Raw genomic sequence first — 16512 nt, forward strand, 5'->3', positions numbered from 1 at the left:
CCGCGCACGGTCGGCACACACGAGTAGACGAGGTGAATCGATGAACACTGGTGCAGAGCACATCGACGCGACGATGGCCCGGTACTCCGACCTGCTGTTCGGGACCGCGATCACCATCTACGTGCTGGCGATGCTGCTGTTCCTGGCCGCGCTGGCCGGTGCGCGCAGCCGTCGCCTCGCCTCGAAGGAACTCGTCGGTGCGGCCGTGGGCTCGGCCGCCGGACCGGCCGCCGCCGACCGCACCCCCGGCAAGATCACCGATTCCACCGCCCGGCGCAGCTTCTCCGAAAAGCTCGGCGCCATGGCCTATCCCGTGGTCTTCCTCGGCCTGGCCGCCCACCTCGCGTCGATCATCACCCGCGGCTTGGCCGTCGACCGGCCGCCGTGGGGCAACATGTACGAGTTCATCTCGCTGACGTGCGCGGCCTGTGTGGTCGCCGGCGTGGTGGTGCTGCGCAAACCGGCGAACCGCCCGTTGCTGTCGTTCGTGTTGCTGCCGGTGACGTTGCTGATGTTCATCGGCGGCCGCTGGCTCTACACCCAGGCCGCGCCGGTGGTGCCCGCCCTGAAGTCCTACTGGCTGGCCATTCACGTCTCGATCATCTCGATCAGTTCCGGCGTCCTGCTGGTGTCCGGCGTGGCCAGCGTGCTCTACCTGGTGAAGATGCAGTGGGGTGCCAAGGCCGAGGAGGCCGAACGCACCCAGACCGGCTTCATGGGTCCGGTGATGCGGCTGGTCGCGCACATCCCGGGCGCCGACGCCCTCGACCGTCTCGCCTACAAATGCGTGGTGTTCGGCTTCCCGCTGTTCGGGCTCGGCGTCATCTGCGGTGCCATCTGGGCCGAGTCGGCATGGGGACGGTTCTGGGGTTGGGACCCCAAGGAGACCGTCTCGTTCATCGCCTGGGTGATCTATGCCGCCTACCTGCATGCGCGGGCGACGGCCGGCTGGCGCAGCACCGCGGCGGCATGGGTCAACGTCGCCGGCTTCGTGGCGCTGCTGTTCAACCTGTTCATCATCAACCTGGTGGTCTCCGGACTGCACTCCTACGCCGGGCTCTGAGACACACCTGACTTGACGAGCGCGCCCCCGCCGATCGTGATCGGCGGGGGCGCGCTCGTTGAATCCTGACTAGGTGTCGTCGGTGTCGGAACCGTTGGGGCCGCGCGTACGACGGTCGAGATCCATCAGGAACTCGGGATCGTCGTCGGGGCCCACCGGACGGCGCGGACGGCGCTTGACGGTCGTGACCCGCCTGGCGTCGTCGGACGCCTCCTCTTCGGTCAGCTGCGGGCCGAACGAGCGCCACAACAGATAACCGACGGCCATGATGCCGACCAACGTGAGCAAAAACGCCATGGCAACCTCCCAGCCGTCAGCTTACGTGACGGCGGGCGCCGGGTAGACCGACCGGCCGACGGCCGGTCCGGGTACAGCGGGAGTCGGGGTCAGGAGATGCGACGGTTGAGCAACGCGACGACGTCTTCCTCGCGGAAACGCCGATGACCGCCCGGCGTGCGGATCGAGCCGAGAAGTCCGGAACTCGCCCAGCGTGCGACGGTCTTGGGGTTGACGTTGAACATGGCGGCGACCTGTCCGGGAGTCAGCGTGTGCTGGCTGGCGATGCCCGGGGTGATGACTGCGGCAGGGTTGGAGTGAATGGCGGTCATGGTGGGGGGCTCCCTCGTGTGTTCTGGCCGCGAACCATTTCGTTCGGCGGCCACTCACGCGCCCGTTGCGCGTCGACTCCATGAATACACGCAAATCGCCCAGGTACTCGAACCGTCAGCAGCAGGTAAAGAGAGCGTAAAGAGCCTTGTGACCTGCGCAGTCCGTGGACCAGTACCTTTTACTCGGCCTTTGCCGGCACCGGTGACAACCTTGGTGAGAATATAGCGTGCGGCTATGGCGACGGCCGCGACAATAATCGTCTCGGCCGTCGCCATAGCCGCACGCCATAGTTCCATCGCCGGCCGGCGCGGGGTCGGGCCAGCCGAGCGGGCCGAAAACCGGCACGTACCCTGGTCAGCGTGAGTGAAGAGCAGAAGAAGCAGGTGGGTGTGGGCGCTCTCGTGGTGTCCATCGGCCTGTACACCCTGGCGCGTCTGGTGCTGGTGGTCGTGGTCGCCGCGATCATCGTCGGGGTCGGCAAGCTGGCAGGTGTCAACGTTCCGGTGTTGGTGGCCGCGGTATTCGGGGTCCTGATCGCGTTGCCGCTGGGCATGATGCTGTTCAAATCGCTGCGCACCCGCGTCAACACGCAGATCTCCACCGTCGATGCGCAGCGCCGGCGCCGCCACGAAGAACTGCAGTCGCGCCTGCGCGGCAGCGACAGCTGAGTTCGCGCCGACGATGATCCCCGCCACCGCCGCCGACATCGACCGGCGCGCCGACCGGTCCTGGGCCGACAATGCGGTCCGGCTCATCGAGGCCGACGCCCGCCGCAGCGCCGACACCCACCTGTTGCGCGTGGAGCTGCCCGACTGGTCGCGGTGGACCGGCGAGGACGGCCATGTCACCGGCGTCGACCTGTACCTCAAGGACGAGAGCACGCATCCGACCGGCTCACTCAAACATCGCCTGGCCCGGTCACTGTTCCTGTACGCGATCTGCAACGGCTGGATCACCGAGGGCACCACGGTGATCGAGGCGTCGTCGGGTTCGACGGCGGTCAGCGAGGCCTACTTCGCGCATCTGATCGGCGTGCCGTTCCTCGCGGTGATGACCGCCTCGACGTCACCGGCCAAGACCTCGTTGATCGAACGTGAAGGCGGCCGTTGCCACTTCGTCGATCGGCCCGCCGACGTCTACGCCGAGGCGCTGCGCCTGGCCGACGAACTCGGTGGGCACTTCATCGACCAGTTCACGATGGCCGAGCGGGCCACCGATTGGCGTGGCAACAACAACATCGCCGAGTCGATCTTCGCGCAGATGGCCGAGGAGGAACACCCGATCCCGACGTGGATCGTGGTCGGCGCCGGGACCGGCGGCACGTCGGCGACCCTGGGCCGCTACCTGCGCTACCGGCGCCACCGCACCTGGCTGGCCGTCGTCGATCCGGAGAACTCGGTGTTCCTGCCCGCCTACGAGCGCGGTGACGGCACCATCACCTCCGAAATCGGTTCGCGTATCGAGGGAATCGGACGTCCGCGGGTCGAGCCGTCGTTCGTCTCGCAGGTCATCGACCGCATGATCGGCGTACCCGACGTCGCGTCCATCGCGACCGCCCGCGCCACCAGCGACCGCCTGGGCCGACTGGTCGGCGGATCGACCGGTACCAACATGTGGGGTGCGCTGAAACTGGTGTCGGAGATGGTGGCCGCGCGTCATGCCGGGAGCGTCGTCACCTTGCTGTGTGACTCGGGGGAGCGTTATCGCACAACCTATTTCGACGACGCCTGGCTCGCATCGCAGCACCTCGACCTGAGCGCGCCGGCCGCGGCGCTCGACGAGTTCTTCGCCACCGGCGCCTGGCCGGCCTGATCGCTTCCGTATCGACGAACCCGCATCGACAATGCGCCGCGGCGGAGGTCGGCCGATGACTACCATCGACCCATGGCAGTGGGGGAGCACAATCTTGTCGAGGCCGTCGATCTCGTCCGCGAATATCGGCTCGGGCAGGAGCGGGTCCGGGCGCTCGACGGAGTAGATCTGGCCTTGCCGGGCGGGCAGTTCGTGTCGATCGTCGGCCCGTCCGGCGCCGGGAAGTCGACGCTGCTTCATCTGATCGGTGCGCTCGACGCGCCGACGTCGGGGTCCATCCGCGTCGACGGCGTCGACCTCGGCACCCTCGACGACGACGCCGCCTCGGAGTTCCGTCGCCACCGCGTCGGATTCATCTTCCAGTTCTTCAATCTGGTGCCGACGATGTCGGCCTGGGAGAACGTGGCGCTGCCGGCACTTCTCGACTCGAAGTCATTGCGCCGGGCCAAACCGCGGGCCGTCGACCTGCTCGAGCAGGTCGGCCTCGGTGACCGGATCGACCACCGGCCGTCGGAGTTGTCCGGTGGTCAGATGCAGCGGGTGGCGATAGCCCGCTCACTCATCATGGAACCGGCGATCCTGCTCGCCGACGAGCCGACCGGAAACCTCGACTCGACCACCGGTGATGCTGTGCTGCAACTGCTCTCGCAGGTCGCGCACGGTGACTCCGGGGACTCCGGCGCCGGCACCCGGCGCCTGGTTGTGATGGTCACACACGACGAGCATGCCGCGGCGATCGCCGACACGACGATCACCGTGCGGGACGGGAAGATCGCGTGAGTCGAGGCATTCGGGGAGTCCCGGCCGGATTCCTGGCCGGGCTCACCCGGATTCGCGTGCTGAACCTGCGCGAGATCCGCACGCACCGGATGCGGGTGTTCACCTCGCTGATCGTGGTCGTGGTGTCCTCGGCGCTGCTGGTCGCGGTGCTGGGCACCTTCGGCTCGTTCACCGCGTCGGTGCGCGAATTCAACTCGGCGATCTCCGGAGCCGCCGACGTCGAGGTCGCCGCGATCGCCGATTCCGGTGTCGACGCCGCATTGGCCACCGAGCTGCGCCGCGAGCTGCCCGACGCGAAGGCGGTGGTGCCCCTGATCCGCGGTTCGATCACCGTCGGCGACAAACAGATCCCACTGCTCGGCTCGGACCTGCACGCCACTGCACTGTCGGGTGACCTGTCGGCGGTGCAGGGCGGGATGTCGGTGTCGCTCGCCGACCTCGACACCGGCGTCATCGCCGGGCCGTCCACCGGACTGCATGCCGGACAACAGCTTACGGTCGGCGATCAGCAGGTGCGCGTGCTGCGTGTGGTCACCGGCGCCCAGGCCGGGGACCTCAACGGCGGTTCGTACGTCTTCGCGTATCTGCCGCTGGCGCAACGACTCACCGGCCTGTCCGGGTCGGAGGGAACCGCCGGCCGGGTGACGTCGATCCTGCTCGTCGCCAAACCCGGCGCCGACGTCGGGCACCTACGGGCGGAGGCGACGCGCATCGTCGGCGGGCGGGCCGTCGTCGTCAACCCCGACTTCCGGGCCAAACAGGCCGAATTGGCGAGTTCGGTCACCCGTGACTCGACGCTGCTGGTCGCGTTGGTGTCGCTGGTGATCGCCGCATTCCTGGTATTCAACACCATGAACATGGCCGTCGCGTCGCGAAGACAGTCGCTGGCGATGGTGCGTGCGCTCGGGGCCCGGCGCTCTCATCTCGTCGGTGACATGCTCGGCGAGGCAGCGCTATCCGGTCTCGTCGGCGGCGCGATCGGGGTGCCCATCGGGGTGCTCGCCGGGCAATGGGCGGTGTCGCGGGTGCCCAGTGTGACGCGCGACGGGGTGAACATCGCGGTCGGCTATCACCTGCCCGCCTACGCGCCCGTCATCGCCGTCGTCGCCTGCATCATCTCGTGTGTCGGGGCGACGAGTCTCGCTGCGCGGTCGGTGTTCTCGGTGTCGCCGGTGGAGGCGATGTCGCCGGGGGAGGTCGCCGACAGCGTGCCGCGCCGAGGGGTCTCGGTGTGGGTGGCGGCGATCGCGGGGATCGCCGCGGTGATCGGCGCGTGGATCATCGTGGCCACCGTGCCCGACCGGCCGGCCATCGCGGCCGGCGCGGTGTATGCGCTTGGCGCCCTGCTCATCTGCTACGCCTGCACCCGGCCGCTGGTGGCTGCGGTGGTGTGGGTGGCGCGGGCGTTCGGCGGGCCGGGGCGGCTCGCGTCGGTGAACACGCAGCGCGCCCCGCGTCGTGCCTGGGCGACGCTGATGACGGTGGCCGTGGCGATCGCCGTCGGGATGGGGACCTCCGGTGCCCTCGACAACCTCGTCGCCTCGATCTCCACGTCGCTGGAGGGACTGGGGGATCCGGACTTCTACGTGTCGTCGTCGACGGAAGACGAAGTGCCACTTGGGCCGATCCTGCCGCCGCAGATCGCCGGCGAGGTCGCGGCGGTGCCCGGGGTGAGTCAGGTGCTCGGCGGCCAGTGGGCCAACGTCAACGTCGGCGAGGACCGCGTCCTCATGCAGGGTCTGGTGCCCGGCTCGCACGCGCCGTTCATCCGCAAGGCGACGCCGGCGGCGGTCCGGCAGGTCCTCGCCGGTGACGGCGTCATCCTGTCCAATGTGCTGGCGCGGACGCTGGGCGTGCACACCGGCGACGTCCTGCGTATCGCCACCCCCACCGGCTATCGCGAGACGACGGTCCGCGACACCGTCGACTACGTCGCCATCGACTCCGGCACGGCCGCGATGTCGGCCGCCCAGCTCGGCAGCTGGTTCGATCGCCCGGGCGACACCTACCTGCAGGTGATGACCGCGCCCGACGCCGACAAGGCGCAGGTCCGCGCCGCCCTCGAGCGGATCGCCGCCGACAACCCGCTCGACGGCGGTTTGGTTGCGCAGGTCTACACCGGTGCCGCCGCGGTCGCCGCCACCCAGCGGCAGGCGCAGCAGTCGGGCGCGTTCACCGTCGCCATCCAGTGGATCGTGTCGGCGGCGGCCGCGATCGCCCTGCTCAACACGCTGCTGTTGTCGGTGATCGAGCGACGGCGGGAGCTCGGCGTGCTGCGCGCGATGGGCGCCTCCCGCCGCTTCCTGTCGCGAATGGTGCTCGCCGAGGCCGGTGCGGTGGCGCTCGTGGGCGCGCTGCTCGGTCTCGTCATCGGCGCGGTCCTGCACCTGCTGGCCGACGAGATCCTCAGTGCCACCACATCATTGGACATCGCTTATGCGCCGCGGCCGATCACCGCGGTGTTCGTGGGGGTGTCGGTGGTGCTGTGCCTCGTCGGTGCCCTGGTACCCGCCCGGCGTGCGGCGCGGATGAACATCACCGAGTCGATCGCCAACGAGTAGCTGCGCCGGGTCGCTCGGCCCGGACCGGGTGCCCGCGAAAATTGACTGTCAACAATTCTTGACACGTCCCGGATGTCAACATAACCTGACAACATGCACGACGAGCAGAACACTGATCCCGCCGAGGCGCAGAGCCTCGCCGGAGCCGCCGCAAGCGACGACCCGGGCCGGGGACTGGCCGCGGTACGCGCCCTGCGCACCCTGGCCGACCGCCTCGAAGAGGTTCAGGTGGCCAACGCCCGTGATCAGGGCTGGAGTTGGCAGGCCATTGCAGAGGTTTTGCAGGTCAGCCGGCAGGCCGTGCATCAGAAACATTCGCCACGCGAGGCGCCCTGACGGGCCTCGACAAGCTGTAAGGAGAACCATCATGTTCGGTCGATTCACTCGAGACGACAAGATGCTGCTGGCATTCGCCACGCAAGAAGCCGCCGACCTGGGACACCACCGGCTCGGCAACGATCACCTCATCCTCGGGATGCTGTGCAACGCGCGTACGCCGTTGTTCGGTGTGCTCCACGAGGCGGGGCTCAACCTGGTGGGGGCCCGCGACAGCTCGCGCGCCTACCACGAAGAGAACGACACCGACGACGACGCCGCCGCGCAGGAGAGCGCCGCCGATCGGTATGAACAAGACCGAGAAGCATTGCGCTCCATCGGTATCGACCTCGACAAGGTGCGTGCGGCGGTCCGTGACCGCTTCGGCGACGACCTCGCCGACGGCTGGGCCGAACGCCCTGAGCGGGGTCGTGGACGCGGTCGCGGACGCGGCGAGTGCGGACCGCATGGACGCGGACCGCACGGCCATGGACGCGGACGGGGCCGCGGCCGCGGGGGCTGGGGTCCAGAAGGCTGGGGCCCGGAAGGATGGGGTCCGGAAGGACGAGGCCCGGAAGGCTGGGACGGTCCCGGTTTCGGTCCCGGCTTCGGCCCCGGCGGTCGCGGTTTCGGTCCCGGCGGCCCGGGTTTCGGTCCCGGCGGTTTCGGTCCGGGCGGCCCATTCGAGCCCGGCCGCGGCCGTCGTGGTCCGCGCGGACGAGGCATGCGGCCCCGTTTCGCCCCCGAGACGCGTGAGGCGCTCGAGGCGGCGGTGCGCATCGCCCGTGAGCGCGACGACCGTCAGCTCCGCGCCGAGTACCTGCTGCTCGGCATCATCGAGGTCGCCGACCCGGCGTCGTTGGCCGTGATCAGCGCGGTGACCACCCCCGACGACCTCAAGGCCGCGATCCTCGCGAGCCTGCCGGAGGCGCCGGCCGGGGTCTGATCAGCCCGTTGGCCGACCCGGCTGACGGGAATCGGTAAGACATGGGTCGCGGTTCCCGAGAGAGATGTCTACCGATTACGCCGCCGCGAGCCGGCCTGGAAGGATCGAGGGCGTGGCAACCCCAACGCAGTGGATAGCAGGCGCCCGTCCGCGCACCCTTCCGAACGCGATCGCGCCGGTGGTCGCCGGGGTCGGCGCCGCGCTCCTCGACGGCGACGTCGTCTGGTGGAAGGCGGCGCTGGCCCTCGTCGTGGCGATCGCGCTCATCATCGGCGTCAACTTCGCCAACGACTACTCCGACGGCATCCGCGGCACCGACGACGAGCGTGTCGGCCCGATGCGCCTCGTCGGGTCGGGCGTCGCCGCGCCGTCGGCGGTCAAGACCGCCGCGTTCGTGTGCTTCGGGATCGGCGCGGTCGCCGGGGTGGTGCTGGCGGTGACGTCGGCCTGGTGGTTGATCCTGATCGGCGCGGTCTGTATCGCCGGCGCCTGGTTCTACACCGGCGGGTCGAAGCCATACGGGTACTACGGACTCGGCGAGATCGCCGTGTTCACCTTCTTCGGACTCGTCGCGGTGCTGGGCACCCAGTTCGTCGCCTCCGGCCGGGTCGACTGGGTGGGCCTCGTCTGCGCGATCGCCATCGGCGCCATCTCCACCGCGGTGCTCGTCGTCAACAACCTGCGCGACATCCCCGGCGACACCGAATCGGGCAAGATCACCCTGGCCGTGCGCCTCGGCGACGCCCGGACCCGCATCCTCTACCTCACCCTGCTGGCGATCCCGCTGATCGCCAGCTGCGTTCTCGTCGTCGCCACCCCGTGGTCACTCATCGGTCTGCTCGTCGCTCCGATCATCGTCGCGGCCGGTCGGCCCGTCGCACGAAAAGCGCTCGGCCCCGGCCTCATTCCGGCCTTGGGCGCCACCGGGATCGCGATGCTCGCGTGGTCGGTGCTCACTGCCGTGGCGCTCGGCGTGGGCTGAGGCGAACACGTGGCCGATCCGTGACGACGTTCTACCTCACCCGGCCGGCGTGCTCTCCGGAATCGAGGCGTCGCCGTCGGCGGAGTGCACGGCCTCGGGCTGCACGGTCTCCGGTGGCGTCGGTTCGGACTCGGCGCTCTGGGGTGTGATGGCCGTGTCCGGTGGTTGCGGATCGGCGGTGCTCGACCGCGTCGTCGGAGCCGGGGGCGGCGTCGTCGAGGTCGTCGACGCGGTGGTGGGCGGATCGGGTGCGTCGCCCTCGTGGTCGTCGGGAGCAGGCACCGCCGGCGGTGGGACGGCGACGGTCTCGGTCACGATCGGCGGCGCGGGGGCCACGGCCGGCGAGGGCGCGGGGGCAGCCGGGGCGAGCGTCGAGCCGGTGATCGCCGGCGCCGAGGGCGGCGCCGCCACGACCGTCGCGGTCACCTGCTGGCCGCTGACCGGGGTGCCCGGATCGACCGCGCGGATCGCGTTGATCGCCGCGGCGAGCAGATCACGCAACATCGTCGACGGCACAACCGAATTCGGCTCCGTCGCGCCCACCTGATTCCAGATCTCGTAGCCGGCGACCTTGCCCTTGTAGCGGGCGGCGAGTGCCTTCGCGAACGCCGCGAACGCGGCAGGCGGGTTGCTCGCCGTCGACGTCGCCCCGGTCCACCGTGAGCTCACCGACGCCACGATCACCACATGCATGCCGCGCGCGCGGGCGCCGTCGACGATGGCGTCGAGGCGCGACCACCCGGCGGCGCCGCGTTCGAGGTAGCGCCACGGTGCGCCGACGCGGATGTCGGTCACGCCCAGCGTCCGGAGGCTGTCGAGGGTGGCGCGCAACTGCCCATCCGAGATCCGGTAGATCTGGTCGTCGGTGACGCCCAACGGGGTCGGCTCATCGGCCACCGAAGCCAGCGCGACCGGCAGGTTGACGGCGCGCGACGGCTCCGCGGACGGGAACGACCACAGCGTCGCGAACGCCATCGACCCGGCGATGCCGACCGCCAGCGCACCCGCGCCGACACGACGCGTCAACGGCGAGCGGAGGGCATGCATGACAGGACTTTCTCAGGTTCGGTGTAAGCGTTCCTCAGGATTGTCCCGTACTTCGGCGCGCAGCGGTAGGGAGGGTGGGTCGTCCGACCGGGGGAAATTGTGTCTGGGGGACCTGCGTCGGGGTGAATTGCGTCTGGGTGGGCCTGTGGCCGTGGTCAGGGCGAAGGTCAGGCGGGCGCGGGCAGCCCGAACGCGGCGAGCACCGTCTTGGCCCACAGCTTCTGTCCGGCGGCGTTGGGGGCGACGGTGTCCGACATCAGCGCCGCGCGCTGTGTGGCGTCGGCCGGGAACGCCGAGTACACGTCGATCACCTGGATGCCCTCGGCGTCCATCGCCGACGCGTACCCCGACACCTGGTCGGCGTTGTCGGAGTCGCGCGGCGGGTTCTGCTTGACGACGGCGATCGGCGCGCCGGGGAACTTCTTCTGCAACGCCGCGAGGAGCGGCTGGATCTGCGGGGCCAGCGGCTGCGTCGCATCCTCCGACAGCCCGAAGTTCACCAGGATCAGATCCGGCTTGATCGCCGCACCGCTCGGGGTGGTGGTCAGGGCGCTCAGATTGTCGGCCGCGTAGTGCGCGTCCTTACCTGCCGCCGACCCGTTCCAGTACCCGACGGCGCCGTTGGGTCCCTTGCCGAGGCCGACGGGTGCGCCGTACTCGGCGGATGCGGCATTCCAATAGGCAGTGGCGACGGGGCGGTCGAGGGATTGGCTGATCGCCGTGCCCAGCGCCGGCGCCCAGCCGTTGGGTGACGATCCCGTCGAGTCGCCGAGCAACAGAATTGTCTTGGGCTGTTTCGGTGCCGCTTTCGCCGCATTCATGAATGCGACGGTGGCCGGGGTGCCGGCCGAATCGGGCGAATTCGGTGCAGCAGTGGTCGGTGCGGCCGCCGGCGTGGCGGCGGGCGCGGTGCGATTGGACGAGATTGCCAGGCCGACAACGAGAACGATGACGCACACGATCATCACGATCCACGCCCACAATGGTGCCGAGTGATAAATCCGTTTTAACGTATGCTTCATTCGCTGAAGTACTCCACTTTCCCATTCACGCCATACAGCACCCGGCAAGTGGACATCACGATAGCGGGCAACGCCGACAGTCGCCGACCTCGCCCCGGCGCATGGTTTTGCCGATGTCGTCTGTTCGGAGGAATTCTCAGCAGTTTCCCGGCGCCGGCCGGTCGGCGAAACGATCGGCGACCCACTGCCCCAGCAGCGGTCCCGGATCCAGGGAATGCCCGGCCCCCTCGCGCCGCACCCGCTGCACCGAATCACCGAGCGCGCATCCCTTGCCCAGGGTCACCTCCATCCGGTCGACGGGGATGATCTCGTCGACGCTGCCATACAAGGCCAGGATGGGGACGTCGGTGTGGTTGCGGGGCAACGACATCTGCGCCAGCGTCGTGCGCAGCGCCCCGGCGGCGGGGCCGTCGGCGGTGAAGATCGCCGTGTCGGAGGCCTGGATCTGGGCCGAGAGCGCCGACTTGTCCGCCGAACACGACACCAGCGTGGCGTGCCGGTCGGCGGCCACCCCGTGCAGGTAATCGTCGGCGCGGATGTGCGGATCGGCTTGTGCGACGCCCTCGACCAGGATCGGATACAGCCAGCGCTGCGCCGGTGTCAGCTCCCCCGATTGGGCGCGGTCGACGAGGTAGGTGGCGTCGAGCAGCGGCACCGACGCCACCACGCCCAGCAGCGCGCCGCTGCCCGCGCCGTAGGACGCGAACCGTTCGGCGGTCGCCCACGCCGCCGCCCCGCCCTGCGAGGCGCCGATCGCCACCCACCGCGACCCGATCGTCGGTTGCGCCGAGCGCGCCGCCCGCACCGCGTCGATGACGTTGTCGGCGGCGGTGCGCGGTTCCAGATACGGGTGGGCGGGCGCCTGCGTGCGCAGCCCGAGGCCCTGATAGTCGGTGGTGACCACCGCATATCCGGAATTCAGGAACGCCGCAACAGCATTCAGGTCGCCGAACATGTCGGGCCGGTCCGACGGCCCGCAGTCGCGCGTCACGCCCGTCGTGCCGTGCGCGTAGGCGATCAGCGGCCAACCCGCGGTCGGTCGCTGATCTGGAGACTGCTGATCTGGGGGCAGCTCGCCGCCGGGCAAAAACACCGCACCCGACACCGTCGTCGACGAGCCGTCGACCCCCGACACCGAGCGGTAGACGATGCGCATCGCGTGGGCACCGGCAGGTAGGTGCGCGGCCCATTCGGCCGGCGGATCGGTGACTTCGACGACCTGCCCGCGGATGGCCGAGGTGTGCGCACTCACCGACGGCGCGGAGCGGGACGTCGCCGGGACCGCCGAGGTCGACGTGGCGCAGGCGGCGAGCGCCGTCGCGGCGCACACTGCGCCGAGCGCACCGAGGAATCTGCTCCGCCACAACACACGACGACGGTAGCGGCCCGCCCGGCCCCGGATTGCATCGGCGTTGCCAGTACTCGATTCTGTACGGGTGCAAGTGACTCTCGGAGACGCGATCCCGACACCGCGTCGCCGGGCGAGCCCCCCGCCCCCGCCGGCCGCGGCCCAGGTGATCTCCCCGCCCGCCGACGACGAGATCTACGAATATCTCGGCCCGCAGATGCGCTGGATTCAGCTCGTGCTGCTCGTCGCGTTCGGATTGGCGGCATGGTCGTTGACGGCCTTCGCGACCGCACACCCGGCGTTGTGGCCGGCGCTGATCGTGCTCGTCGTGAACGCGGTGGGGACCGCGCTGTCGTTGGTGACCGGCCTGTACCGGCGGCGCGTGACGTGGCGCACACACCAACAGCTCGCTGCGACATGGCATCCCGACGGCGGGCAGTTCGCGTCGGTGGACGTGTTCCTGCCGACATGCGGGGAGAGCCTCGCCATTCTGCGCAACACCTACCGTCACGTGGCAGCGCTCGGCTGGCCGGGCGTGCTGCGTGTGCACGTCCTCGACGACGCCGCATCCCCGGCCGTGGCCGGCCTGGCCGCCGAGTTCGGCTTCGCCTATCGGGTGCGGCCCGACCGCGGGCATCTGCGCAAGGCCGGGAACCTGCGGTACGCGTTCGACCGGACCGACGGCGACGTGGTGGTGATCTTCGACGCCGACTTCTGCCCGCGCCCCGACTTTCTCGCGCACCTGATGCCTTACCTCGACGACCCGCAGGTGGCCATCGTGCAGAGCCCGCAGACCTTCGCCACCACCGAACAGATGGGCTGGATCCAGCGCACCGCCGGAGCCACGCAGGAGTTCTTCTACCGCTGGGTGCTGCCGTCGCGGGACCAGATCGACGCGGCCAATTGTGTTGGGACATCGGCACTCTACCGCCGCTCGGCGCTGGCGCACGTCGGCGGATTCGCGCCGATCGAGCACAGCGAGGACCTCCACACCGGTCATCACCTGCAACAGGCCGGCTACCGCATCCGGTACGTGCCGGTGGTGCTGTCGCGGGGACTGTGCCCCACCGACCTCGCGGGGTTTCTCAACCAGCAGTACCGCTGGTGCATGGGCTCACTGTCGCGGGCACACAATCCCGTTTTGCCGCAAGACTATCGGCCGATGACGCTGCGCCAGGCGCTGGCGCACTCGGCGGGCGTCTTCTACTACCTGACGACCGCGATGAACGTCTTCATGGTGTTTCTGCCCGGCATCATCATGCTGATCGCGTTCCCCGACGACATCCGGCCCGCGCAGCTCGTGCCGTTCCTGTTCGGGTTGTGGGTGTACCTGGTGATGTTCCCGCTGGTGTCACGCAGTCGCTGGCGGTTCGAGGTGCTGCGCATCCAGATGGCCTACGGGTTCGCCCACACCGTCGCGATCGTCCACAAGCTGTTCGGCCGCGAAATCGGATGGGTGCCCACCGGAGCGGTCGGCACCAGCAATTCGCTGGCGCGGTCGATCAGCGCGCTGGGTGCGGTGTCGCTGGGGGCGTCGCTCGTCGGGTTCTGGCTGTTCGCATTCGTCGACGTCCGCGCCGACGGTCTGCCCGCGTTCTGGATGATGATCGGATTCGCCTGCGCCTACAGTTATCTCGCGGTGCCGCTGCTCATCGAGTTCGTGCGGGTGCTGGTGGCTCGCGGGCGCCCGGGCGGGGTTGCGGTGGACGACGCCGACGTGCTGCCCGCTGACGTGCTGGACGTTGGTGCCCTGCCCGCCGATCAGCCGGACGCGCCGGATCGGTTGCCGCGGCCGTCGGTGACCGAGCGTCGGCCGACCGCACCCAACTGGAACCGGATCTCGCGGTGGGAGGTCGTCGGCTACACCGTGGCGATCGCGTTCGTCGCCGCGCTCGCGCTGGGCGTGTTCGACATCATGCTCCCGTGGACGGCGTCGTGACCCGACCGCACACGTCGACCTTCTTCACCGACGTCGCCGGACTGCGTGGTGTCGCGGTGCTTTTGGTGGTGCTCTTTCACGCCCGGATTCCGGGACTCGACGGCGGATTCGTCGGCGTCGACATCTTCTTCGTCATCTCCGGATTCCTCATCACCGGACTGCTGATCCGCGAATTCGAGAAGACCGGCACGGTGTCGTTCAAGGGTTTCTACGCGCGACGCTGCCGCCGCATCATTCCGGCTGCGGCGCTGGTGATCGTGGTGTCGTTGATCGGCGCCGCCCTCACGATGCCGCTGTTGCGGGTGTTCAAACAATCCCTCGATCTGCTTGCCGCCGCAGCGAATCTGGCCAACTGGCATTTCATCGCCCAGAACGCCGACTACCTCGCCGGCGCCATCGACGGCAGCCTCGCCACCCACTTCTGGTCGCTGGCCATCGAGGAGCAGCTCTACCTCGTGTGGCCGATGATCATCTTCGCCGCAGCGATCCTGGTGGCGAGAACCCCGCTACGGCACCATCTATCGGTCCGGTCGTCGATCGGTCTGGTGGTCGCCGCCGTCACCGTGGGCTCGCTGATCTGGGCCATCCGGCTCACCCCGGTCGACCCGGCCACCGCCTACATGGCGACCTATACCCGCGTCTGGCAGTTCGGGGTCGGTGGGCTGCTCGCCGTCGCCGAGCCGATCCTGATCGGTGCCGCACGCCGCACCGCGCCGACCCGAATCCTTGCGGCGCTGCTGGGCTGGGTAGGCATCGCCGGGCTCGTCGCGTCGGCGGTCCTGATCACCGCGACCACGCCGTATCCGGGCACGGCCGCACTGCTGCCCACGATCTCGACGGCGCTGATCATCCTGTCGGGCCAGGTGATTCCGGCCGACGTCGGCACCCGCGCGGGTAATGCGTTCACGGCCGGATTTCTGTTGTCGGTGCCGCCGATGCGGTTCCTCGGCCGCGTGTCCTACTCCTGGTATCTGTGGCATTGGCCGGCGCTGGTGCTGTTCGAGACGCAGACGGGGAGCACGGCATGGCCGGCGTTGCTGGCGGTGACCGGGGTGGCGTTGCTGATCGCGATCGCCTCGACGCTGTTCTTCGAGGAACCGCTCATCGCCAATGCCGAACTGCGACGCAACCATTCGGCGTCCATCTCGGTCGGTGTCATCGGACTGGTGATCGGGCTGGCCGTGTCGATGACTGCTGGTGTGATCACCGTCAAGGTGGCGAGCGGCGACACCGTCAGCAACGCCGCCCTGAGCTACCAGTCGGTGTTCGGGCAGGAGAGTGGTGCCACGTCGGGTCCGGTGGTGCCGAATCCGTTCCAGGCGTACGACGACCGGCCGTCGCCCACCGAATGCCTGGTGCCGGTCGGCGACTACGGGCCGGGCCGCGAGTGTGCATTCGGCCCCGGTGACGGTATCCCGGTGGTGCTGTTCGGCGACTCGCATGCCGAGCAGTGGGCGGAGACGTTGCGCGCCATCGGTACTGCGCACAACTGGCGGATCTACCAGTTCACCAAGGCGGCGTGTCCGGCGCAGAACCTGCGCCCACGGACACACCGGCCCGATCCGTTCAACGCCGCCGATTGCGTCCGCTGGCGGGAAGACTCACTGCACCAGATTGCCGCGCTCGCACCGAAGATCGTCATCTTCTCGTCCCTGTCGACCTACGTCCCCGACTATGACGAGTCGGCGCAGGCGTGGGACGACACGCTTGCGGTGCTGCGCGGCACCGGTGCGCGCCTGGTCTATATCGCCGACACCCCGTATCCGAACTTCCAGATCGCCGACTGCATGTCGGGTGCGCTGGACGACTGGACGCGCTGCAACTTTCGGCTCGACGATGTGGTCCGCCACGAACCGATCCTCACCGAGCAGGCACGCGGGCGTGACCGTGACATCGTCACCCTGAGCGTGAACAGCCTTCTCTGCGACGGCGATACGTGCGTGCCGGCGCGTAACAAGATCCTCTTCTACCGGGACGAGTCGCATCTGACCGCGACCGCGGCGAAGGTCCTCGAACCGGAATTGACCCGGCAACTGGATCGTCGGCGCTTCGACTACAACGCCCGGTAGGGCGTCACTATGGAATTAT

General features: G+C 69.1%; 15 protein-coding genes. 10 read left to right on the plus strand and 5 right to left on the minus strand.

All coding sequences use genetic code 11. The annotated features are described in order from the left end of the window. The first annotated feature begins 40 nt into the window (after positions 1-40). Entirely contained in the window at positions 41-1063 is a 1023-nt protein-coding gene (gene ccsB / locus ACLQ3C_RS11920; RefSeq protein WP_425705273.1) for a c-type cytochrome biogenesis protein CcsB, read from the plus strand. A 69-nt stretch (positions 1064-1132) separates the two neighbouring features. Here the strand turns inward: ccsB and ACLQ3C_RS11925 are convergent, their stop codons facing one another. Both ACLQ3C_RS11925 and ACLQ3C_RS11930 read right to left on the minus strand, forming a co-directional pair. Continuing rightward, on the minus strand, positions 1133-1360 hold the full coding sequence (locus tag ACLQ3C_RS11925; protein ID WP_425705274.1) for a hypothetical protein: 228 nt from the start codon (positions 1358-1360) through the stop codon (positions 1133-1135). Positions 1361-1449: 89 nt separating this feature from the next. Further along, complete coding sequence (locus ACLQ3C_RS11930) at positions 1450-1671, minus strand: BldC family transcriptional regulator (protein ID WP_425705275.1); 222 nt, start codon at positions 1669-1671, stop codon at positions 1450-1452. A 360-nt stretch (positions 1672-2031) separates the two neighbouring features. Here ACLQ3C_RS11930 and ACLQ3C_RS11935 point away from each other — a divergent pair, with 360 nt between their 5' ends. The 7 genes from ACLQ3C_RS11935 to ACLQ3C_RS11965 all read left to right on the plus strand — a co-directional run bounded on the left by ACLQ3C_RS11935 (position 2032) and on the right by ACLQ3C_RS11965 (position 9068). After that, on the plus strand, positions 2032-2340 hold the full coding sequence (locus ACLQ3C_RS11935; protein WP_425705276.1) for a DUF4229 domain-containing protein: 309 nt from the start codon (positions 2032-2034) through the stop codon (positions 2338-2340). A 13-nt stretch (positions 2341-2353) separates the two neighbouring features. After that, complete coding sequence (locus ACLQ3C_RS11940; RefSeq protein WP_425705277.1) at positions 2354-3484, plus strand: PLP-dependent cysteine synthase family protein; 1131 nt, start codon at positions 2354-2356, stop codon at positions 3482-3484. A gap of 72 nt (positions 3485-3556) precedes the next feature. Beyond that, complete coding sequence (locus ACLQ3C_RS11945) at positions 3557-4264, plus strand: ABC transporter ATP-binding protein (RefSeq protein WP_425705278.1); 708 nt, start codon at positions 3557-3559, stop codon at positions 4262-4264. After that, positions 4261-6825, plus strand: a complete 2565-nt coding sequence (locus tag ACLQ3C_RS11950) for an FtsX-like permease family protein (RefSeq protein WP_425705279.1) — start codon at positions 4261-4263, stop codon at positions 6823-6825. The genes ACLQ3C_RS11945 and ACLQ3C_RS11950 overlap by 4 nt, the downstream gene beginning before the upstream one ends. Positions 6826-6918: 93 nt before the next feature. Further along, positions 6919-7161 (plus strand): helix-turn-helix domain-containing protein, encoded by a 243-nt coding sequence (locus tag ACLQ3C_RS11955; protein WP_425705280.1) that lies wholly within the window; start codon positions 6919-6921, stop codon positions 7159-7161. 31 nt (positions 7162-7192) lie between these two features. Beyond that, positions 7193-8086, plus strand: a complete 894-nt coding sequence (locus ACLQ3C_RS11960; protein ID WP_425705281.1) for a Clp protease N-terminal domain-containing protein — start codon at positions 7193-7195, stop codon at positions 8084-8086. Positions 8087-8198: 112 nt separating this feature from the next. Then, positions 8199-9068, plus strand: a complete 870-nt coding sequence (locus ACLQ3C_RS11965; protein ID WP_425705282.1) for a 1,4-dihydroxy-2-naphthoate polyprenyltransferase — start codon at positions 8199-8201, stop codon at positions 9066-9068. 36 nt (positions 9069-9104) lie between these two features. On the opposite strand, the gene ACLQ3C_RS11970 is transcribed toward ACLQ3C_RS11965, so the two are convergent. The 3 genes from ACLQ3C_RS11970 to ACLQ3C_RS11980 all read right to left on the minus strand — a co-directional run bounded on the left by ACLQ3C_RS11970 (position 9105) and on the right by ACLQ3C_RS11980 (position 12467). Continuing rightward, positions 9105-10115: a cellulase family glycosylhydrolase gene (locus ACLQ3C_RS11970; protein ID WP_425705283.1), complete on the minus strand. Its 1011-nt coding sequence runs from the start codon at positions 10113-10115 to the stop codon at positions 9105-9107. Positions 10116-10282: 167 nt separating this feature from the next. After that, positions 10283-11137: an SGNH/GDSL hydrolase family protein gene (locus ACLQ3C_RS11975; RefSeq protein WP_425705284.1), complete on the minus strand. Its 855-nt coding sequence runs from the start codon at positions 11135-11137 to the stop codon at positions 10283-10285. Between the two features lie 136 nt (positions 11138-11273). Next, positions 11274-12467, minus strand: coding sequence for a lipase family protein (locus ACLQ3C_RS11980; RefSeq protein ID WP_425705305.1), 1194 nt, complete (start codon positions 12465-12467; stop codon positions 11274-11276). A gap of 235 nt (positions 12468-12702) precedes the next feature. Here ACLQ3C_RS11980 and ACLQ3C_RS11985 point away from each other — a divergent pair, with 235 nt between their 5' ends. Then, positions 12703-14424, plus strand: coding sequence for a glycosyltransferase family 2 protein (locus ACLQ3C_RS11985; protein ID WP_425705306.1), 1722 nt, complete (start codon positions 12703-12705; stop codon positions 14422-14424). After that, the gene (locus ACLQ3C_RS11990) at positions 14421-16493 is read left to right on the plus strand and encodes an acyltransferase family protein (RefSeq protein WP_425705285.1); all 2073 of its coding nucleotides are present in this window, start codon (positions 14421-14423) and stop codon (positions 16491-16493) included. The genes ACLQ3C_RS11985 and ACLQ3C_RS11990 overlap by 4 nt, the downstream gene beginning before the upstream one ends. Positions 16494-16512: the final 19 nt, after the last annotated feature.

Source organism: Gordonia sp. DT30 (assembly GCF_049844915.1).
GTDB lineage: Bacteria > Actinomycetota > Actinomycetes > Mycobacteriales > Mycobacteriaceae > Gordonia.

Excerpts from the sequence above, each read along its gene's own strand:
- ccsB (WP_425705273.1), top strand. The coding sequence starts at position 41 with ATGAACACTGGTGCAGAGCACATCGACGCGACGATGGCCCGGTACTCC.
- ACLQ3C_RS11985 (WP_425705306.1), top strand. The coding sequence starts at position 12,703 with ATGCGCTGGATTCAGCTCGTGCTGCTCGTCGCGTTCGGATTGGCGGCA.
- ACLQ3C_RS11925 (WP_425705274.1), bottom strand. The coding sequence starts at position 1,360 with ATGGCGTTTTTGCTCACGTTGGTCGGCATCATGGCCGTCGGTTATCTG.
- ACLQ3C_RS11970 (WP_425705283.1), bottom strand. The coding sequence starts at position 10,115 with ATGCATGCCCTCCGCTCGCCGTTGACGCGTCGTGTCGGCGCGGGTGCG.
- ACLQ3C_RS11975 (WP_425705284.1), bottom strand. The coding sequence starts at position 11,137 with ATGAAGCATACGTTAAAACGGATTTATCACTCGGCACCATTGTGGGCG.
- ACLQ3C_RS11930 (WP_425705275.1), bottom strand. The coding sequence starts at position 1,671 with ATGACCGCCATTCACTCCAACCCTGCCGCAGTCATCACCCCGGGCATC.
- ACLQ3C_RS11955 (WP_425705280.1), top strand. The coding sequence starts at position 6,919 with ATGCACGACGAGCAGAACACTGATCCCGCCGAGGCGCAGAGCCTCGCC.
- ACLQ3C_RS11945 (WP_425705278.1), top strand. The coding sequence starts at position 3,557 with ATGGCAGTGGGGGAGCACAATCTTGTCGAGGCCGTCGATCTCGTCCGC.
- ACLQ3C_RS11940 (WP_425705277.1), top strand. The coding sequence starts at position 2,354 with ATGATCCCCGCCACCGCCGCCGACATCGACCGGCGCGCCGACCGGTCC.
- ACLQ3C_RS11960 (WP_425705281.1), top strand. The coding sequence starts at position 7,193 with ATGTTCGGTCGATTCACTCGAGACGACAAGATGCTGCTGGCATTCGCC.